This is a genomic window from Streptomyces botrytidirepellens (genome assembly GCF_003721215.1).
Taxonomy (GTDB): Bacteria; Actinomycetota; Actinomycetes; order Streptomycetales; family Streptomycetaceae; genus Streptomyces; species Streptomyces himastatinicus.
The window spans coordinates 1-20,277 of record NZ_RIBZ01000012.1 but is presented as its reverse complement, the minus strand read 5'-3'; the positions used below and the strand labels follow the sequence as shown (position 1 = coordinate 20,277).

Sequence of the window (20,277 nt, the reverse complement as noted above, 5' to 3'; positions counted from 1 at the left end):
TTGGGCCGTACCGATCACGGTGGAATGGGAGGCGGCGGGATGGGCGGCGCGGTAGTGGTGGGCGGCGGGCTCGCGGGGACGCTGGCGGCGGCCGCGCTCCTGGGCCACGTGGACACGGTCACCGTCGTGGAGCGCGACCGGTACCCGGAGCAGCCCGTCTTCCGCAAGGGCGTCCCCCAGGGCCGCCATCTGCACGTCCTCCTCAGCGGCGGCCGCCGCGCCCTGGAGAAGCTGCTCCCCGGGATCAACGCCGAACTGGAGGCGGCGGGCGCGCACCGTCTGGAGGCGCCGCGCGATGTCATCACCAAGGCCCCGAACGGCTGGCAGCGCCGTTTCCACGAGGGCCGCCACGCCACGCTGAGCTGCACCCGGGCCCTGCTGGACGCCACCGTACGAGCCCGGGTGCTGGCCGGGGCCGAGCGCTCCGGGACCCGGGTGGAGGTGCTCCAGGCGACCGAGGTCACCGGGCTGCTCGGCGGGGCGGACCGGGTGACCGGTGTGCGGCTGCGGTCGCGCGCCGCCGAGCGCGCGGAGCGCGAGCTGCCCGCCGACCTGGTGATCGACGCTTCGGGGCGGGGCTCACGCGCCCCGAAGTGGCTGGACGACCTCGGCCACCGGGCGCCGCGCGAGGAGGTCGTCGACGCGGGGATCGGCTACTGCACCCAGATGTTCCGGCCCGCCGCGCCGTGGGACATGGTCATGGTCATCCAGCCGCGCCCCGACTGCCCGCGCGGCGCGGCCTGGTCGCCCGTCGAGGGCGGCAACTGGCTGCTGACGCTCGCCGGGGTCCGCGGCCACCATCCGCCGACGGAGGGCTCGGCGGTGCCGGACTTCGTACGCTCCTTAGGCGAACCGACGTTGGACGACCACCTGCGCACCTGTGAGCCGGTGTCCCCGCCGTACGGCTTCCGCGACACCTCCAACCGCCGCCGCCACTACGACGCCCGGGGCGGGGTGCCCGAAGGGTTCCTCGCGGTCTCGGACGCCGCCTGCACGTTCAACCCGATCTACGGGCAGGGCATGTCGGTCGCCGCCCTCAGCGGGCTGGCCCTCCGCCGGTGCCTGTCCGACGGCGGCCCCCTGCGGCCCGGTTTCACGGCCCGCGCGCAGCACGCCGTGGCCCGGGCGAGCGACACCGCCTGGCTCACCGCCGTCGGCGCGGACCGCCCGTACGCCACGACCCCGGACACCACCCCGATGGGAGCGGCCGAGCGGCTGCGGAGCTGGTACTTCGAACGGCTGGCGGCCCGGGCGGCGATCGACCCGGTGGTGGGCGCGGCATTCCGCGACGTCACCTACCTGGCCGCCCCACCGTCCCGCTTGCTCTCCCCCGCCGTCGCCCTGCGGACGGTGCTGCTTCCCCAGGCCCAGGGCCTGCCGACCCCACCCCTTCGCGTGGAGGCATAGCCCCGGGTCCGGCTAGCCATTGGCGTCGCGGAGGTGGGTCGCGGCGGCCTGCTCCAGGTGGACCAGGTCGCTGCTGACCGTGGCGAACGTGAAACCCCGGGCCAGCCGTTCGGCGGCCGTGGCGCCGTCCGGGCAGTGGATCCCGGCCGCGATCCCGGCCGCCTCCGCGGCCTGCGCGACCTTCGTCAGGGCCGCGTCGAACCGCTCCGCAACCGACGGGTCCGTGGAGGTCCGTCCGCCGAGGGCGATCGTGAGGTCGGACGGGCCGATGTAGACGCCGTCCAGCCCCTCCGTCGCACAGATCTCCACCGTGTTGTCCAGCGCCTCCGCCGTTTCGATCATCACGATGCAGGCGACCTGCTCGTTCGCCTCGGCCGGGGTGGGGCCGACGCGCAGGCCGGAGCGCATCGGGCCGTAGCTGCGGACGCCGAGCGGGGGATAGCGGCAGGCGCTCACCGCGGCGGCCGCCTGCTCGGCGGTGTTGACCAGCGGGACGATGACGCCACGGGCGCCCGCGTCCAGGGCCTGGCCGATCCAGAAGTCGTCATTGGCGGGGACGCGCACCATTCCGGCGGCGCTGCCGCGGGCGTCGACGGCGGTCATCGCGGCGAGGGTGCCCTTGTAGTCGAGCAGACCGTGCTGGGCGTCGACGCAGATGTAGTCGTACCCCAGCCCGGCCAGCCGCTCGGTGCCGACGGGGTTGTCGAGGACGACCCAGTAGCCGAGGATCCGCCGGCGGGCGCGGAGCCGGGAGGCGAAGTCGGCGGGGGAAGTGTTCATGCTCCCCAGCTTCTCTCGCTTTCTCTCCTCGGGTCGACAGGCGGCGTACGGAGCGGGCGCACGGAAGATAGTGTTCTCTCCCAGTCACGCAGAGTCGCGAAAGAGTCTCGGAAGAGTCGCGGAGAGGATGGCAGGCGCAGATGACATCCAACGGGGAAGGTCAGCGGCGACTGCGCGCCGTGGACCGCCGGGACCTGATCGCCCGCACGATCCGGACCGATGGCGCGGTCGTCGTCGAGGAGTTGGCGCGCTCACTGGAGGTGACCCCCTCCACCATCCGCCGGGACCTCGCCCTGCTCACCGAGCAGGGCACCATCGCCCGTACCTACGGCGGCGCGATGAGCGCGGGGCACACCCCCGAGCCGACGCTCGGGCAGCGCAGCGGGCTCGCGGTCGCCGAGAAGGACCGCATCGGACGGTGGGCGGCCGCGCGGATCGCGCGGGGCGACACCGTCATCCTGGACGCGGGCACCACCACCGGCCGACTCGCCCACCATCTGCGCGCCCGCACCGAACTCACCGTCATCACCAGCGGATTGACCGCGCTGCGCGCACTGGCCGAGGTAGACGGCATCGAGCTGATCACGCTCGCCGGGACGCTGCGCCATGTCAGCCAGGGCTTCGTCGGCCCGCTCGCCGAACTCACCCTGTCCCGGCTCACCGCGGACAAGGTCTTCCTGGGCGCCGACGGCATCGACGCGCGGCGCGGCATCTGTGAGGCCAGCCTTCAGCAGACCTCGCTGAAGGAAATGATGGCCGACCGCGGCCGGGAGGTGTTCGTGCTCGCCGACAGCAGCAAGCTCGGCGAGTCCCCGTTCACCGCGTGGGCCCCACTGGACCGGCCGTGGACGCTGGTCACCGACAGCGGCGCCACCGACGACCAGCTCGCACCGTTCCGCGCCCTCCCCGACACCGAGGTCATCACGGTGTGAGAACGCAAGCGGGCGGGCCGGGAGTCTCCCCCGGCCCGCCCGCCTCTTTTCCGGTGAGCCCCGGTCAGTCCTTGTACGTAGCCGCCGTCGCGGTGGACGACTCGAGCAGCGCGAAGGCGTCCTCGACCTCGGCCTTCTCCGCGGCGTTGGGGTTGGCGTTGGTGCAGGACGTACCGGCGCTGGCCCCGGACATCAGGCTGGAGCAGGGCCCCGGCTTCACATCGGGCAGGCCCAGGATGTGGCCCATCTCGTGCGAAGCGATCCGTACGGTGTTGTGGCCCTCGTCCACGGCCTGCCGTCCGAAGTAGATCGTGCCGCTGCCGAGCGCGGTGACCTGGGCACGGGGCCAGCCGTTGTCCGCGACGACGCGGAGGTTGGCCCGCTGACCGGAGGTGACCGGCTTGAGCTGTACGTTCTTCACGCTCTGGTTCCAGACCGCCGCGCCCTTGGTCACCGCGTCCTTGAACTCGGCGGCCCCGCTGGCGTCATACGTGACCACGCGCGCGGCGGCATCGGGTGCCGGTGCCGCCACCGCCTGACCACCCGCCAGGGCGAGCACCGCCGCGATCGCGACCGGTAGAGCGCGGACGAGTCTGCTGGATGTCACATCGGCCTCCTCGTGGGGAAAGGATCCATCTGGACGTGCACATGACGAACCGTCATGTTTCAACGGCCACTGTGCCCACGTCCGCCCCCATCCAACCCGCTCCCCTCTCGCCACATCACACCGGGTCTCCCTAAGCTGCCGGGGAACGTGTCCCACACCGACGAGGACGTGATCGCCATGGCGGACGCCGCCGACACCGCCCGCACCCCCGTCTCGCCGTCCGCCATAGAAGCGGGCCGCTGGATCCTGGACCCGGCCGGATCCACGGTCCGCGTCCGGCACAAGACGTTCTGGGGACTGGCCACCGTCAGCGGCCGCTTCACGGCCGTCAACGGGGAGGGCGAGGTGCTGGCGGACGGCTCCGCCCGGGGCTCCCTGACCATCGACGCCGCCTCGCTGGACACCCGGAACCCCAAGCGCGACGCCCATCTGCGCAACGCGGACTTCCTCGATACGGACCACCACCCCGAGATCACGGTCGCGGTCTCGGGCGCGGTGCCCGGCGAGGGCGCCACCGTCGCGGTCGACGGCGAGCTGACCGTCCTCGGCCGCACCCGGCCCCTGTCCTTCACGGCGCGGCTCACCGAGGCCACCGCCGACACCGCCACGCTCACCGCCGACGTCGAGATCGACCGCACCGGCTTCGGCATGACCTGGAACCGGCTGGGGATGATGACGGGCGCCGCCGCGCTGACCGTCACCGCGCGGTTCATCCGTCGTTGACCAGGGCACCTCGCGGGACCTCTAGAATCGGCGGATGGCTCTTCCCGAAAACGGACCCGATGTCGTCAACGGCCCCGATGGCAGCGAAGCCCTGCGCGTGCTGCACCGCGTCTTCGGCTATGACGCGTTCCGGGGAGGCCAGCAGGAGATCATCGAGCATGTCATAACCGGTGGTGACGCACTGGTCCTCATGCCGACCGGCGGCGGCAAATCGCTGTGCTACCAGATCCCCGCGCTCGTACGGAAGGGCGTCGGGGTCGTCATCTCGCCGCTGATCGCGCTGATGCAGGACCAGGTCGACGCGCTGCGGAACCTCGGAGTGCGGGCCGGGTTCCTCAACTCCACCCAGGATCTGGACGAGCGGCGGATGGTGGAGGCCGAGTTCCTCGCGGGCGAGCTGGACCTGCTCTACCTCGCGCCCGAGCGGCTGCGCGTGGAGTCCACGCTGCGGCTGCTGGACCGCGGCACGGTCTCGCTCTTCGCCATCGACGAGGCGCACTGCGTGGCCCAGTGGGGGCACGACTTCCGGCCCGACTACCTGGCCCTGTCCGAGCTGCACGAGCGCTGGCCCACCGTGCCCCGGATCGCGCTGACCGCGACCGCCACCGAGGCCACCCACGCGGAGATCGCGTCCCGGCTGAAGCTCCAGGACGCCCACCACTTCGTGGCGAGCTTCGACCGCCCCAACATCCAGTACCGGATCGCCCCGAAGAACGAGCCGAAGAAGCAGCTGCTGGAACTGCTGCGCACCGAGCACCCGGGCGACGCCGGAATCGTCTACTGCCTGTCCCGCGCCTCGGTCGAGAAGACGGCCGAGTTCCTGGTGAGCAACGGGATCGACGCGGTGCCGTACCACGCCGGCCTCGACGCCCCGGTCCGCGCCGAGCACCAGGCGCGCTTCCTGCGGGAGGACGGGCTGGTCGTGGTGGCGACGATCGCGTTCGGCATGGGCATCGACAAGCCGGACGTGCGATTCGTGGCCCATCTGGATCTGCCGAAGTCGGTCGAGGGCTACTACCAGGAGACGGGCCGCGCCGGGCGGGACGGGCTGCCGTCCACCGCCTGGCTGGCGTACGGGCTCCAGGACGTCATCCAGCAGCGGAAGATGATCGACACCTCCGAGGGGGACGACGCCCACCGGCGCAAGCTGGGCGCGCACCTGGAGGCGATGCTGGCCCTGTGCGAGACCGTCGAATGCCGCCGGGTCCAGCTGCTCGCGTACTTCGGCCAGCAGAGCACCGCGTGCGGCAACTGCGACACGTGCCTGACGCCCCCGGAGTCCTGGGACGGCACCGTCCCCGCGCAGAAGCTGCTGTCGACGGTGGTCCGGCTCAAGCGGGAGCGGAACCAGAAGTTCGGCGCCGGACAGGTGATCGACATCCTGCTCGGCAAGAAGACGGCCAAGGTCATCCAGTTCGACCATGACGCGCTGTCGGTGTTCGGCATCGGCACCGAGCTGCGCGAGGCCGAATGGCGCGGCGTCGTGCGGCAGTTGCTGGCGCATGGGCTGCTGGGTGTCGAGGGCGACTACGGCACGCTGGTGCTCACCGACGCGAGCGCCGAGGTGCTGGGGCGGCAGCGCGAGGTCAGGCTGCGGCGCGAGCCCGAGAAGGTACGCGCCGGGAAGTCGGCGAAGTCGGGCGCGTCCGGGTCGTCGTCGAAGTCCCGCAAGGCCGCGGCCGATCTGCCGGAGGAGGCGGTGCCGGTCTTCGAGCGGCTGCGCGCCTGGCGGGCCGCGACCGCGAAGGAGCAGGGTGTGCCCGCGTACGTGATCTTCCACGACGCGACGCTGCGCGAGATCGCGACCGTCGTCCCCTCGACGCTGGACGAGCTGGGCGCGGTGAGCGGGGTCGGCGAGAACAAGCTGGTCAAGTACGGGCAGCAGATCCTGGACACGCTGGCGTCCTGACGGCGGCTGCCGAAGCCCCGCCCCGCTGGTGGGGGCGGGGCTTTGGCATGTGGTGAGTAGAGGGGTTACCGCTGAGTATTACCTCGGGTAACCTCAAGGGTGACGGTGGCCGCCGGGGACTGGGGTACTCCGGCGGCCACTTACTCGCCTCTCGCTACGGCTCCCGTCTCGCTACAGCTCCTGGATCCGGATGTTGCGGTACGAGACCACATCGCTGGTGCTGTGGGTCTGGAGACCGATGTATCCGGAGGCGAACCGGCGGCCGTCGGTGCCCGGGTCGTCCGCGCGCGGCGGGGTGAAGTCCTGGCCCCCGGCGTTCTCGAACTCATTGATCAGCACACCGTTGCGGTAGATCGTGTAGTGCTGGCCGACCACCCGGATCTCGTAGTCGTTCCAGCTGCCTTTGGGCGTCACCCCCGCACCGCCCAGCCCGACCCGGTCGAAGCCGTAGATCGAGCCCGTCTTGTACATGTCGCCGTCGGGGCGGTCGTTGATCTGCACCTCGTGCCCGTACTTGATGGCGACCCACTCCGGGCGGGACTCCTCGGGGTGGTCGTTGACATCGGGGAAGCGGACGAAGACGCCGCTGTTGGCGTTGCCCGTCCCCGGGGCGTCGTCACGGAACTGGAGCTTCAGCGAGAAGTCGTCGTAGGTGCGCCGCGGGAACCACAGCATGCCCATGCCGTCGACCGTGGAGCTGCTGGTCATGGTGCCGTCGCCGTTCAGCCCGAAGGCGCCACCGCCCACGTGCTGCCACGCGTCGAACGATTTCTTCGTCCCGTCGAAGAGGTCGCGGTATCCCTCGCTCTGGCCGGGCTTGCCGATCCCGGACTCGTCGGCGGCCTTGTTGATGGCCTCGTTCTCGCGCTGGTCGATGACGCCGTCGGAGATCAGCTTGCCGGTCACCGAGGTGACGTGCTTCAGGAAGAGGGCGTGCGAGGACCAGTCCTTCTCGTCCTCGATCAGCTCGTTGATGGTGCAGCGGCCGCGGGTGATGCGGTTGGGGACGCCGGTGTCGACCGTACCGACGATCACGGTGAGCCGCTCGTCCCACTCGGGGCACGCGGGGGCGGGCACGCCGCCGCCCTCGTCCACGGTGAACGCGAGCTTCTTGGCCGACGAGGTGTTGCCCGCCTTGTCGGTGGCGCGGTGGGCGACGGTGTGGCGGCCGACCCGGTCCACGACGACGGGGGTGGTGTACGCGAGGTACGGGCCGCCGTCGAGGGAGTACTCGGTCTTCGCCACACCCGAATCGGCGTCGGTGGCGGTGATGGTCACCTTGGCGCTGCCGACGTAGTTGCCGTCCGAGTTCTTGGCGCCTTCCGCCTTCGCGGCGGTTTCGGGCGGGGTGGTGTCCGTGCTCGGCGGCGCGACCACGGAGAACGCCACCGATTTCACCTCGGAGGTGTTCCCGGCCCGGTCGGTCGCGCGGTAGCGCACCGTATGGGGACCGTGCGCGGTCACCGCCACCGGCGCGGTGTACTTCGTGAAGTCGCCTTTGTCCAGGGCGTATTCGATGGTGTTGACGCCGGATCCGGTGTCGGAGGCCGTGAGGGTGACGGTGGCCGTGTCGTAGTAGTCACCGCCCGGGCCCTGCTTGCCGGACACCGTCGCGGAGGTCTCGGGCGGGGTGGTGTCGTCCGTCGGCGGGGGCACGACGCGGAACTCCGCCGACTTCACCGCGGAGGTGTTCCCCGCCTTGTCGGTGGCCCGGTAGCGGATGGTGTGCGTGCCCACCTCGTGCACCATCACCGGGGCGGTGTACGGCTGGAACGCCCCGTCGCCCACCGCGTACTCGATCTTGTCCACGCCCGAGCCCTCGTCGGTGGCGGACACCGTGACCGTGGCCATGCCGATGTACGCGCCGTCCGCGTCCTGCTCGCCCCCGACCTTCGCCGAGGTCTCGGGCGCGGTGGTGTCCTCGCCCCCGCCGTCCTCGGTGACCACGAGGATGCCCTGCATCTGGCCGTGGCCGGGGATGGTGCAGTAGTAGCGGTAGCGGCCCGGGGTGAGGGTGACCTCGACGGAGTGCTTGCCTCCGCTGTCGTCCGCGGGGTTGGCGAGGATGTTCAGCGGGACGTCGTTGTTGTACTCGGGATCCGACACGTCGAACGTGAGGGTGTGCGGCATGCCCATGGTGTTGCCGGTGGCGGTGCTGTTCTCGAAGACGATGGTGGTCTTCCCGGCGACCGCCGTGGTGGGAGCCGAGACGTACTTGGTGATGTCGTCGCCCGCGGTCCAGGTCAGGGTCTGCTGTGCGGCCCGCTTGCCGGTGTCCTTTCCGTACGCGGCCGTGGCCGTGGACAGTCCCGAGGTCAGCCCGAGCACCATGAGCAGCGCGGCGAGCAGCGCCGTCATGGATCTCGGAGTCCTGGGGGCTTTCAGCCGCCTTCGTCTCACCGCTGCTCCGCCTTCCTGGCCACGTCCTTGGCGAGCGGGGTGGGCTCGCCGCCCTTGTAGGTGATGTGCCACAGCGCCGACTTGGCGTCGGACGTGAAGAAGCCGCGCCCGTAGTCGAGGACGTAGAGCGAGCCGTCCGGGGCGAACTTCCAGTCCATGAGGTTGCGGATGCCGTCGGCGCCCACCGGGATGATCTTCTTGAGGGATTCGGCGTGCACGGGCAGTCCGCCCTTGCCGACGGTCCTGGGGTCGGTCACCACGGCGTGGCGCGGCTGGTCGGCGTCGTAGAAGTCGCCGACGAACCACTTGCCGTCCCAGTACGCGGGCCACTTGGTGGCGCTGTTGCTGGTGTCGTCGTACCGGTACACCGGGCCGTTCATGGTGGCCTGGCCGCCCCCCTTGAGCCACGGCAGCAGGAACTTCGCCTCCGACGCCTTGTAGCTGGGGATACCGTCGGCGTTGCGCGGATAGTCGGGGGCGCCGCCCTGGGGCGAGTACCAGATGGTGTTCCCGGTGACCGGCGGCAGGTTCACCAGGCCGTTGTTGTTGGGCGACTCGTTCTTGGGGGCGTCGCAGTCGTACCAGCCCAGCGGCTTGCTCGGGTCCGGCAGGTTGCGGTCGCGGTACGGCTGCTTGTTGCCCATGCAGAACGGCCAGCCGTGGTTGCCCGCCTTGGTGATGGCGGCGAACGTGTCGTACTTGGCGGGGCCCCAGGTGGTGCTGGGCTCGCCCGCGTCGGGGCCGACCCAGCCCGCGTAGAGGATGTCGGTCTTCTTGTCGACGAAGATCCGGGCCGGGTTGCGCACGCCCATCACATAGATCTCGCCGCGGGTCTTGCCGCCGCCCTCGTCGGGCTCCTTGCCGGTGAACAGATTGCCCTCGGGGAGGGTGTACGTGCCGTCGGCCTCGGGGTGGATCCGAAGGATCTTGCCGTTGAGGTTGTTGGTGTTCCCGGCGGTGCGGCGGGCGTCGGCGAAGGACACGCCCTTGTAGTTCGGCTGCGGGTTGTTGCCCGAGTAACCGTCGCTGAACTGGGAGGAGTTGTTGTCGCCGGTGGCGATGTAGAGATTGCGCTCGGAGTCCCAGGCCATGCCGCCGCCCGCGTGGCAGCAGCTGTGGATCTGCACCGGCCAGGACAGCAGCACCTTCTCCGAACCGAGGTCGAGCTTGTCGGTCTTGAGGTTCAGGGTGAAGCGGGAGACCCGGCGCTCGGCCATGCGGGTGTCGCGGTTGATCTTGGAGTGCGGGGTGTAGTGCAGATACACCCAGCCGTTGGTGAGGAAGTCCGGGTCCAGCTCGATGCCGAGCAGCCCCTCCTCGTTCTTGATCAGCTCATCGCCGCCCCCCTTGTTGCCGAACACGGTGAGCGCACCGGCGAGCGTCACCTTGCCGGTCTTGGGGTCGTAGACGTGGATCTGGCCCAGGCCCTTGCCGATGTCGGGGTCGTTCCAGTCGGTGACGACGGGCGCGCTGTTGTCGCTGCCGCCGCGGCCGATGTACAGCACCCGGCCGTCCGGGGCGGTGACCAGGCCGTGCGGCTCACCGATCTGGTCCGCCTGGCCGGGCTGATTGGGCTTGGTGACCCGCTCGGCCTTGTAGTTGGCGGTGATGGTGGCCTGGCAGTCGGCGCGGGCGAGCCGGGTGGTCCATAACAGCGCGCCGCGCAGATGGGTGCGGAAGTCCGTCTCCCGGAAACCGGCCGCCGTGCCGCCCATGCCGGTGTAGAAGGACCGGCCGCCGTCGTAGTCACGGCACCAGGAGATGGGGTGGTCCCAGCCGTTGGCACCCGTACCGGGCTGGTAGCTGCTCTCCCGGACCCGGGCGACGGTGTGCACCTGGCCGGAGGGGTTGGTCTTCCAGTTGAGCCAGGTGTCGGGGCGCTTCCACTCCAGCGGCAGGTCCTTGGTGGCCGGATGGCCGCGGTCGCCGACCTCGACGACGGCCCGCTGCACGGTGGCGGGGCCGGTGGTGGGGCGGGCGCCGATCAGACCGGTGAACCAATCCGAGTACGGCTCGTTGCGGGCCGCGCCATGGATGCCGAGGAAGCCGCCGCCCGCCTCCATGTACGTTTCGAGCCCGGCTTCCTGCTCCGGGTCGAGCACATCGCCCGCGCCGGTCAGGAAGACGACCGCGTTGTACGTGCCGAGCTTCGGCGTCGTGAACACGGAGGCGTCGGCGGTGGCGTCGACCGTGAAGCGGGTCGCCGCCGGGCCCTGGTTGCCGATGCGTTCGATGGCCTCGATACCGGCATCAACGGTCGGCGCCTCGTCCCCGGCCGAGCCGTGGAAGACCAGCACCTTGACGTCGTCACCGCCCGGCGGGGACGGCAGTGCCGGCCGGGGGCGCTCCTCGGGGCGGGCGGCGGCAGGGGTGCCGCCGAGCATGGTCGCGGTGACGGCCCCGAACAGCAGTGCCGCCAACGCCGCGCGTCTCCTCCGTGGCCGACGCTTCGTCAGCCGATGCCTTTCCGAGGGCTTTTGGTACGGTTCATCCCGCATGAGTAACCCATCCCTCTCCGGTACCGGATACACCGCTGAAGGAAGCTAGACGCCTTTTCGCACTCCGCCAATAGCTATGACCGCAACTCGACGAACTTTGTCCTGAGTGTGGATGAACGGGCGTCCTCCGGCTACCGTGATGCCATCCCCGGGGCACGTGCGCATCGGCAACATCGAGACAGCCGCACCGAGTTGGGAGAGCGATGAGCGACGCACCCGGCACCATGCCCAGACGCGGCTTCAGCCGCCGGCTTCTCGCCGGTGGCGCGGCCGCCGCCGCGATCGGCGGCCCGCTGCCCCTCGCCTCCCCCGCCGCCTCCGCCACGTCTGCCGCGCCTGCCGAGGGCGCGAAGCGCCGGGTGGCCACGGCGGCGGCCGGTGGCGCGGTCCGTCGCATCACGATGTACGCGGAGAAGCTGCCGGACGGGCAGATGGGCTACGGCCTGGAGAAGGGCAAGGCGTCCATCCCCGGTCCGCTGATCGAGCTGACCGAGGGCGACACCCTGCACATCGAGTTCGAGAACACCATGGACGTCACCGCCAGCCTCCATGTGCACGGCCTGGACTACGACACCGCCAGCGACGGCACCCAGCTCAACCGGAGCGCCGTGGAACCGGGCGGGACGCGTACGTACACCTGGCGCACCCACGCCCCGGGCACCCGCGCGGACGGCACCTGGCGGCCGGGCAGCGCGGGCTACTGGCACTACCACGACCACGCGGTCGGCACCCCGCACGGCACCGGTGGCCTCCGCAAGGGGCTGTACGGGCCGGTGGTGGTGCGCCGTGCGGGGGACGTCCTGCCGCAGAAGCAGTTCACCATCGTCTTCAACGACATGACGATCAACAACAAGTCAGGCCATGACGCGCCCGAGTTCAGGGCGACGGTGGGCGAACGCGTCGAGATCATCATGATCACGCACGGCGAGTACTACCACACCTTCCACATGCACGGTCATCGCTGGGCGGACAACCGCACGGGCATCCTGGAGGGGCCGGACGACCCGAGCCGGGTCATCGACAACAAGATCACCGGACCGGCCGACTCGTTCGGCTTCCAGGTGATCGCCGGGGAGAACACCGGGGCGGGCGCGTGGATGTACCACTGCCACGTCCAGAGCCACTCCGACATGGGGATGGCGGGACTCTTCCTGGTCGCCAAGCCCGACGGCACGATCCCGGGCTACGACCCGCACCATCTGACCGCGGGGCGCGGGTCATAGCCGCGGGTCACAGCTCGCGCGCCGGTGCGTCAGCCGCCGAGGACGTGCACTTCGGTGGAGTTGGTGCCGGTGTTGCTCTTCTTCACCGCGACCAGGTCGGAGGTGCCGTCGCGGTTCCAGTCCTCCAGGCCGAAGTCGAAGGTGGCGTCGGTCTCGTGCAGCGCGGTGCCGGTCTGGAGCACGAACCGCTGGAAGGTGCTCGCGGCCGACAGCACGTGGACCTCGGTGGAGTTCGTCCCCGTGTTGCTCTTCTTGATGGCCACGAGGTCCTGACGGCCGTCCTTGTCCCAGTCCGCCACGCCGAAGTCGAAGGTGGCATCGGTCTCGTGCAGCGCCGTACCGGTCTGGAGCACGAACCGCTGGAAGGTGCCGGCGCCCGAGAGGATGTGCACCTCGGTCGAGTTCGTACCGGTGGCGCTCTTCTTGATCGCGACCAGGTCCGGGCGGCCGTCCCGGTCCCAGTCCGTCACGGCGAAGTCGAACGACCCATCGGTCTCATGCAGCGCCGTACCCGTCTGCACAATGAACCGCTGGAAATTGCTCGCACCCGAGAGGATGTGCACCTCGGTCGAGTTCGTACCGGTGGCGCTCTTCTTGATCGCGACCAGGTCCGGGCGGCCGTCGCGGTCCCAGTCCGTCACGGCGAAGTCGAACGACCCATCGGTCTCATGCAGCGCCGTACCCGTCTGCACAATGAACCGCTGGAAATTGCTCGCACCCGAAAGGATGTGCACCTCGGTCGAGTTCGTACCCGTGTTGCTCTTCTTGATCGCGACCAGGTCCGGGCGGCCATCGCGGTCCCAGTCCGTCACGGCGAAATCGAACGACCCATCGGTCTCATGCAGCGCCGTACCCGTCTGCACAATGAACCGCTGGAAATTACTCGCACCCGAGAGAATGTGCACCTCGGTCGAGTTCGTACCCGTGTTGCTCTTCTTGACCTCGATGAGGTCCGGACGGCCGTCGCGGTCCCAGTCGGCGGTCAGGCTCGCGAACGTGTCGTCGGTCTCGTGGAGGGGCGTGCCGGTGTGGAGGACGAACCCGCTGAACGGGTTGGCGCGCTCGCCCGAGTCGGCGGCGGACGCGCTTCCGGGGAAGGCGAGGATCATGCCCAGTAGTGCGGGGGCGACGACACCAATGGCTCTCTTGACGCGCATAGAAACGTCTCCCTGCCTCATGCCCTCGGGGGCTCCCGAGAGCCGCGTTGATGCTATGGGCGGGTGTTGTGCCGTGCGCGTCGCGTGGTGCGCCATAGGCCGGAAAACACGGCTGAGCGACCGATTCCGGTCGGGGAGGCGCCGCGGACGCCGTGTGAAGACGGCCCGCGCTCAGGAGGATCCGTCCGGGTCCCAGTTCAGCAGGCGCACCTGGGCGACGGTGCGGACATGGCGGCGCATGGCCGCGGCCGCGGCCTTGGAGCGGCCCTCGGCGATTGCGTCCAGGATCTTCCGGTGCTGGGCGAACGACCGCTTGGGGCGGCCCGGCTGACGCAGCGACTCCGCACGGCTCTCCGCGATCTGCTCGGAGATGGAGCGCATGAACTCGGCCAGCAGCGGGCTGTGGGCGGCCGCGGTGACCGCGGCGTGGAAGCGGCGGTCGCCCTCGATGCCGTGGCGGCCCGTCGCGATCTCGTCCTCCATCCAGTGGAGCGCCTGCTCCAGGGCGGCGAGGTCGTCGTCGGTGCGGCGCTCGGCGGCGAGTTCGGCGAGCTTGGTCTCCAGCGCCTCCCGGGCGTCCAGCACATCGGGCAGTCGGCGCCGCCGCTCCACCAGGCGCTCCACGGGCTCGGTGTCGAGGCTGTCGCGGAGCAGCCGCATGCCGCCGCCCTGGCGCACCTCGACCAGGCCCTGCACCTCCAGGACGACGATGGCCTGCTTGACGGAGGCGCGGCTGATGCCGAGCCGCTCGGCGAGTTCCCGCTCGGTGGGCAGCCGGTCGCCCGCGCGCAGCCCGCCCTCCTCGACGTAGGCGCGCAGCCGCTCCAGCACCTGCTCGTACAGGCGCTGACGGGTCATCGGGCGCAGTGCGTCGTCGGCCATGCGGGCTCCCCCCTGCTGCGGCTGGCTGCTGCGGTTGGTGACCGGCCCGATCCGCAGCGTAGCACCTGGCGGTCGATTGGCTCAGCCAATGTGCCACCTATGTATTGACTGTTGAACCATCGCGCCCGCAACGTGAGTCGCGGCTGGGCCACTTGCGACGGGAGCGCGCTCGATGTCCGACGAACTGATCTCGATACTCGTGCTGGTGGTGGTCTTCGTGATCGCCACCACCAGATCGATCAACATGGGCGCGCTCTCCTTCGCCGCCGCCTTCGCGGTGGGGGAGCTGGTCGCCGGTTTCGACGCGGAGCAGATCTTCGCCGGCTTCCCGGGCGATCTGTTCGTGGTGCTGGTGGGCGTGACGTATCTGTTCGCGCTCGCGCGGGCCAACGGGACCACCGACTGGCTGGTGCACGCCGCGATCCGGCTGGTGGGTGGGCGGGTCGCGCTGATCCCCTGGGTGATGTTCGCGATCAGCGGCGTGCTGACCGCGATCGGTGCGGTGAGCCCGGCGGCGGTCGCGATCGTGGCGCCCCTCGCGCTGAGCTTCGCGGCGCGCTACCGGATCAGCCCGCTGCTGATGGGGGCCATGGTGGTGCACGGCGCCCAGGGCGGCGGCTTCTCCCCCATCAGCATCTACGGCTCGATCGTCAACGGCATCGTGGAGCGGGAGAAGCTGCCGGGCAACGAGGTCACCCTGTTCCTGGCCAGCCTCGTCGTCAACCTGCTCATCGCGGCCGTCGTGTTCGTCGTCTGCGGCGGGCTGAAGCTGCCCCGTACCGACACCGCGGCCGCGGCTGCGCCGGAGGAGGCGGCGGCGGAGGCCTCGGACGCGGACACCCGGCTCACCCCGGCCCGGATCGCGACCCTGGTCGCCCTGGTGGCCCTGGTGGTCGCGGTCCTCGCCTTCGACCAGGACGCCGGGCTCACCGCGATCACCCTCGCGGTCGCGCTCAGCGTCGTCTGGCCGGACCACGGCAAGCGGGCCGTCAACGAGGTCACCTGGCCCACCGTGCTGCTGATCTGCGGTGTCCTCACCTATGTCGGGGTGCTGGACGAGATGGGCACGATCACCTACGCGGGCAACGCCGTCACCGACATCGGCGTGCCGCTGCTCGCGGCGCTGCTGCTGTGCTACATCGGCGCGATCATCTCCGCCTTCGCCTCGTCCGTGGGCATCATGGGCGCGCTCATCCCGCTCGCCGTCCCCTTTCTCTCCCAGGGGCACATCGGCGCGGTGGGCATGATCGCCGCGCTCACGGTCTCGGCGACGGTCGTGGACATCAGCCCCTTCTCGACCAACGGCGCGCTGGTGCTGGCAGCCGCGCCCGATGTCGACCGGGACCGGTTCTTCCGCCAGCTGATGATCTACGGCGGCATCATGGTGGTCGTCGTCCCCGCCGCCGTGTGGCTCACGATGGTGGTCCCGGGCCTGGGCTGAGCCCCCGGCCCGGGACCCCCGGGGTTCAGCACATCTTGTAGTCGGCCCGGCTGCTGTTGTACGAGCAGGTGTCGACCGTGGTGCTGCCGCTCTTGCGGAGCGTGGCCTTGTCGCTGGTGTTGTTCCAGACGTAGGCGCGGCGGTCCTGGTACTTGGTGGCGGAGGTGTCCGAGCCGATGCCGGTCCGCACCGTCACGGTCCTGCCCGCGCCGAGGGTGTACGACGGGAAGGTGTACGCGTGGCGGCTGGCGTCGACCACCACCCACCCCTTGAGGCTCACCCCGCGCGAGGTGGAGTTCTTGATCTGCACATACTCGGCGTTGAGGCTGGTGTTGCTCCGGGTGTCCGAACCGGGAGAGTCGTAGTAGATCTTGTGCAGATGCACGGAGCCCGCGGCCCCGGCGGGCGCCGCGGGATACAGCAGCGCGATGGCACAGCCCGCGGCCATCGCGGCGGCGGCCCTGGCGGTCGTTCGGAACATGACGTCTCTCCCCTTGCGTCGTGTCGCGGTGGTGCGCACACAGACGGACGGACGGCCGCGCCCGAGATGGTTTGGGAGTCACGAGGTGACTCCCTCGGTGCGGCCGTCCGTCCGTCTTTCCCCCACCTGTGTGGACAACCAGAGTGGACCGTGGGGCTCCGTGGCGGCAGGGCTGCGCGGCCCCTGATCCGGGGCCGTCCGGCCCTTGCGACACGCCGGGGTTGGTGCGGGGGCGCGTCAGCGGCCGTACTGCGCCCCGCCGTTGATGTGCAGGACCTGCCCGGTGACATACGCGGCCTCCGGGGAGGCCAGATAGCGGATGGCGGCGGCTATCTCGGCGGGCACGCCCGGCTGCCCGGTGAGCGTCTGCCCGATCTGCTGCGCGATGAACTCGGGAGTGCCGCGCTCGCCGAAGAACTCGGTGTCCTCGACATAGCCGGGCGCCACGGCGTTGGCAGTGACGCCTTCCGCGCCCAGCCGCTTGGCCAGTTCGAAGGTGTAGGTGTGCAGGGCGGCCTTGGTGCCGCCGTACGAACCGGGGCCGCGCAGCGCCGCCACCGAGGAAAGGTGCACGATCCGGCCACCGGGGCGGGTGATATGCGGAATGAGGGCTTCGGTCAGCAGGACGGCGGTGAGCACATTGGCCGCGAAGTTGCGCTGGTACTGGTCGGCGATGCCTTCCAGGGTGCCGTCGTTGCCGGGCGCGACATTGCCGCCCGCGTTGGTGACGATCACGTCGACGGGGCCGTCGGCGGCGATTTCGTCGGCGGCGCGGCGGGTCTGCCCGGCGTCGCTCAGGTCGGCGGCGGTCCAGGTGACCAGGCCGTCGCCATGGGCGGCGTTCAGTTTGTCGGCCGCCGCACGCAGCACCTCGGTGCGGCGTCCCACGATAACGACGCGGTCGCCGTCCGCGGCGAAGGACTCCGCGGTCGCCAGCCCGATGCCCGTACCGCCGCCCGACACCACGATCCGTCGCCCCATTACGGCCTCCATCGTGCAAATTGTTGAATCTCGATCATATGTGTGAACCGCACGCTAAGCAGAAAGGGCTTTCTCGTCAAGGGTGTTGGCTTGCGTTCAGTATTGACAGGTTCTGTCGCCAATGGCCGAATGATCGGCGCCCCAGCTTGTTCCAACAGCTGTTCCGGCAAGGAGGACCTGTGCGTTTACGTTCGGCTCTCACCAGACCCGTCAGACCCGTCATCGCCGCGCTCGTCCTGGCGCTCGGCGTACTCGGTCTGCTGACCGGTCCCGGCCCCGCCGCGGCCGCCGCGTCCGACGACCGCGATCCCGACCCCGTCGTCAACGGCCTGCGCGGCGACTACTACCTCCAGTCCGCCCCGGGCGCCTTCGACTTCCACGAGCTCAAGGCGACCACCCTCGATCCGTCCCTCGACTTCGACAACCTGGAGCCGCGGCTCCAGACCGCCACCGGGCGGTCCGACGACGTCAGCGTCCGGTGGACCGGCCGGCTCGTCCCCGAGCGCTCCGGGACGCACACCTTCTCGATCACCGGTGACAACGGCTTCCGGCTGTGGATCGACGGCCGGCCCGTCATCGACCACTGGGTCGACGACTGGGACAAGGAACAGGTCTCCGGCCCGGTCGAGCTGACCGCGGGCCGCGCGTACGACATCAAGGTCGAGTACTTCGAGCACTACGGCGGCTCCAACGTCCACCTCGCCTGGACCCCGCCCGGCAAGGCCAAGGAGCCGGTTCCGGCGTCGGCGTTCCGGCTGCCCCCGGACTTCGGCTACGAGGGCCCGGTGAGCAGCGCCGTCCAGCCGGACGGCCGGACGCTGCTGATGGACTTCGCCCGCCCCCTCGCCGCTCCCCCGGCCGGGCTGACCGGGCACCTCACCGCCGTCATCGGCGGCGCGGCCTGGCCGCTGGGCCCGGCCCGGCTGGACCCGGCCGACCGCTCGCGGCTGCTGCTCACGCTGAAGGAGCCGGTGGTGGGCCGCGGCGGCGAGGCGATCGTGCGCTACGACGGCGAGGGCGGCCTCACGAACGACCAGGGCGCCGTCGGGCAGTTCCTCGCCTTCGGCGGCAACACGTCGACATATCAGCTCAGCACCCCCTGGGCCGAGGAGGTCGGCCCGGACAACGCCCACCCCGAATACCCGCGCCCGCAGCTGACCCGCGAGCGGTGGAAGAACCTCAACGGCACCTGGCAGTTCGCCGCCGCCGAGAAGGGCCAGGCGCCCCCGTTCGGGCAGCGGCTGCGGGAAGACGTCCTGGTGCCGTATCCGGTGGAGTCCAAGCTGTCCGGGCTGGAGCGCCACGAGGACCGCATGTGGTACCGGCGGACCTTCACCATCCCCGCGAGCTGGAAGGTCGGCGACGGCCAGCGGCTGAAGCTGAACTTCGACGCCGTGGACTGGCAGGCCCAGGTCTACGTCAACGGCACCCGGGTCGCCGAACACCGCGGCGGTTACGACCGCTTCAGCGCCGACGTCACCGACGCCCTGCACCCCGGCCGCACCCAGGAGCTGCTGGTCGGCGTGTACGACCCGACGGACGCCAAGGACGGCGAGAACCCGCCGATGGGCAAGCAGCGGCTGGACCCCAGCGGCATCTTCTACACCCCCTCCTCCGGCATCTGGCAGACCGTGTGGATGGAGCCGGTGGCGGCCGACCACGCCGACAGCCTCAAGCTGACCCCGGACGTGCCGGGCAAGGCGCTCACCGCGGAGGTCCGCGGCGTACGGGACGGCGTGCCGGTCACCGCGACCGCGTACGAAGGGAAGCGCGCGGTCGGCACGGCGACCGGGCGCACCGGCTCGGCGCTGACCGTGCCGGTGCCCTCGGCCCGGCTGTGGTCGCCGGACGATCCGTATCTGTACCGGCTGAAGGTGACGGTCGGGCGGGGCGCGAAGGCCGACCGGGTGACAAGCTACTTCGGCATGCGCAGCATCGCGGTCGATGAGGTCGACGGCAAGAAGCGCATGGTGCTCAACGGGAAGCCCTTCTTTTCGATGGCCACCCTCGACCAGGGCTTCTGGCCGGACGGTCTGCACACCGCGCCGACGGACCAGGCCCTGGCGTACGACCTGAAGATGCACAAGCGGATGGGGTTCAACTCCGTGCGCAAGCACATCAAGGTCGAACCCGACCGCTGGTACTACTGGGCCGACCGGCTCGGGCTGATGGTGTGGCAGGACATGCCCGCCATGAACACCATCGCGCCCTCGGCGCAGGCGCAGGCCCAGTACGAGCGCGAGATGAAGGCCATGGTCGACCAGCACGTCAGCAGCCCGGCGATCGGCATCTGGGTCACCTTCAACGAGGGGTGGGGCCAGTACGGCGGACCGAAGGTGCCCGCGCTCGCCAAGGGCTGGGACCCGTCACGGCTCATCGACGGCGCCAGCGGCTGGAACGACACCGGCAACGGCGACCTCGCCGACATCCACGCCTATCCGGGCCCCGGCGAACCGCGCCCCGACGCCGAGCGGGCGGGCGTCATCGGGGAGTACGGCGGTCTGGGTCTCGCCGTCCCGGGGCACGCCTGGCCGGTGCAGCACACCTATGTGGGCGTGGACCAGGAGCAGTACACGGCCGAGTACCTGAAGCTGCTGGACAAGGTGCGGCAGCAGGTCGCCTGCCATGGGAACAGCGGCGCGGTCTACACCCAGATCACGGATGTGGAGGGCGAGCTGAACGGGCTCATCACCTATGACCGCCGAGAGGTCAAGCCCGATGTGGAGCGGCTGCGCCAGGCGCACCGGTCCCTGATCCGCGCGGCGGAGGACCCGGCGTCGATGGAGTGCACCGGCTAGACCGCGCACCGGCTGGACCGCGAGGAGCGGCGGCGCCCCGCCCGGTGGATCCCGGGCG

The 20,277-nt window shown here is 70.5% G+C and carries 15 protein-coding genes; 7 read left to right on the top strand and 8 right to left on the bottom strand.

The features are described 5' to 3' along the window. Positions 1–39 precede the first annotated feature (39 nt). On the top strand, positions 40–1,407 hold the full coding sequence (locus EEJ42_RS00350; RefSeq protein ID WP_123098029.1) for an NAD(P)/FAD-dependent oxidoreductase: 1,368 nt from the start codon (positions 40–42) through the stop codon (positions 1,405–1,407). A 12-nt stretch (positions 1,408–1,419) separates the two neighbouring features. Here the strand turns inward: EEJ42_RS00350 and EEJ42_RS00345 are convergent, their stop codons facing one another. Further along, on the bottom strand, positions 1,420–2,187 hold the full coding sequence (locus EEJ42_RS00345; protein WP_123098028.1) for an HpcH/HpaI aldolase family protein: 768 nt from the start codon (positions 2,185–2,187) through the stop codon (positions 1,420–1,422). Positions 2,188–2,327: 140 nt separating this feature from the next. Here EEJ42_RS00345 and EEJ42_RS00340 point away from each other — a divergent pair, with 140 nt between their 5' ends. Next, positions 2,328–3,119, top strand: a complete 792-nt coding sequence (locus EEJ42_RS00340) for a DeoR/GlpR family DNA-binding transcription regulator (RefSeq protein WP_123098027.1) — start codon at positions 2,328–2,330, stop codon at positions 3,117–3,119. 64 nt (positions 3,120–3,183) lie between these two features. Here EEJ42_RS00340 and EEJ42_RS00335 read toward each other — a convergent pair whose 3' ends face one another. After that, positions 3,184–3,726, bottom strand: coding sequence for a snapalysin family zinc-dependent metalloprotease (locus EEJ42_RS00335; RefSeq protein ID WP_123098026.1), 543 nt, complete (start codon positions 3,724–3,726; stop codon positions 3,184–3,186). Between the two features lie 177 nt (positions 3,727–3,903). On the opposite strand from EEJ42_RS00335, the gene EEJ42_RS00330 reads away from it, so the two are divergent. Together EEJ42_RS00330 and recQ are read left to right on the top strand one after the other, a co-directional pair. After that, positions 3,904–4,449, top strand: a complete 546-nt coding sequence (locus tag EEJ42_RS00330) for a YceI family protein (RefSeq protein ID WP_123098050.1) — start codon at positions 3,904–3,906, stop codon at positions 4,447–4,449. 34 nt (positions 4,450–4,483) lie between these two features. Beyond that, positions 4,484–6,358 carry a DNA helicase RecQ gene (recQ, locus tag EEJ42_RS00325; protein ID WP_123098025.1) on the top strand — a complete coding sequence of 625 codons (1,875 nt, stop codon included), beginning with the start codon at positions 4,484–4,486 and terminating at the stop codon, positions 6,356–6,358. A gap of 171 nt (positions 6,359–6,529) precedes the next feature. Here recQ and EEJ42_RS00320 read toward each other — a convergent pair whose 3' ends face one another. Both EEJ42_RS00320 and EEJ42_RS00315 read right to left on the bottom strand, forming a co-directional pair. After that, positions 6,530–8,716, bottom strand: a complete 2,187-nt coding sequence (locus tag EEJ42_RS00320) for an OmpL47-type beta-barrel domain-containing protein (RefSeq protein ID WP_123098024.1) — start codon at positions 8,714–8,716, stop codon at positions 6,530–6,532. Positions 8,717–8,754: 38 nt separating this feature from the next. After that, on the bottom strand, positions 8,755–11,142 hold the full coding sequence (locus EEJ42_RS00315; RefSeq protein WP_246095930.1) for a ThuA domain-containing protein: 2,388 nt from the start codon (positions 11,140–11,142) through the stop codon (positions 8,755–8,757). A 338-nt stretch (positions 11,143–11,480) separates the two neighbouring features. Between EEJ42_RS00315 and EEJ42_RS00310 the strand changes: the two genes are divergently transcribed. Next, positions 11,481–12,479 (top strand): multicopper oxidase domain-containing protein, encoded by a 999-nt coding sequence (locus tag EEJ42_RS00310; protein WP_123098048.1) that lies wholly within the window; start codon positions 11,481–11,483, stop codon positions 12,477–12,479. Between the two features lie 29 nt (positions 12,480–12,508). Here EEJ42_RS00310 and EEJ42_RS00305 read toward each other — a convergent pair whose 3' ends face one another. Both EEJ42_RS00305 and EEJ42_RS00300 read right to left on the bottom strand, forming a co-directional pair. Continuing rightward, positions 12,509–13,636: an FG-GAP repeat domain-containing protein gene (locus EEJ42_RS00305; protein WP_246095929.1), complete on the bottom strand. Its 1,128-nt coding sequence runs from the start codon at positions 13,634–13,636 to the stop codon at positions 12,509–12,511. 171 nt (positions 13,637–13,807) lie between these two features. Further along, complete coding sequence (locus tag EEJ42_RS00300) at positions 13,808–14,518, bottom strand: FadR/GntR family transcriptional regulator (RefSeq protein WP_123098023.1); 711 nt, start codon at positions 14,516–14,518, stop codon at positions 13,808–13,810. 172 nt (positions 14,519–14,690) lie between these two features. Here EEJ42_RS00300 and EEJ42_RS00295 point away from each other — a divergent pair, with 172 nt between their 5' ends. Beyond that, positions 14,691–15,959, top strand: coding sequence for an SLC13 family permease (locus EEJ42_RS00295; protein WP_123098022.1), 1,269 nt, complete (start codon positions 14,691–14,693; stop codon positions 15,957–15,959). Between the two features lie 25 nt (positions 15,960–15,984). Here EEJ42_RS00295 and EEJ42_RS00290 read toward each other — a convergent pair whose 3' ends face one another. Further along, the gene (locus EEJ42_RS00290) at positions 15,985–16,440 is read right to left on the bottom strand and encodes a lamin tail domain-containing protein (protein WP_123098021.1); all 456 of its coding nucleotides are present in this window, start codon (positions 16,438–16,440) and stop codon (positions 15,985–15,987) included. A gap of 237 nt (positions 16,441–16,677) precedes the next feature. Beyond that, on the bottom strand, positions 16,678–17,421 hold the full coding sequence (locus tag EEJ42_RS00285) for an SDR family NAD(P)-dependent oxidoreductase (protein ID WP_123098020.1): 744 nt from the start codon (positions 17,419–17,421) through the stop codon (positions 16,678–16,680). Between the two features lie 38 nt (positions 17,422–17,459). Here EEJ42_RS00285 and EEJ42_RS00280 point away from each other — a divergent pair, with 38 nt between their 5' ends. Then, positions 17,460–20,219 carry a PA14 domain-containing protein gene (locus tag EEJ42_RS00280; RefSeq protein ID WP_123098019.1) on the top strand — a complete coding sequence of 920 codons (2,760 nt, stop codon included), beginning with the start codon at positions 17,460–17,462 and terminating at the stop codon, positions 20,217–20,219. The last annotated feature ends 58 nt before the right edge of the window (positions 20,220–20,277 follow it).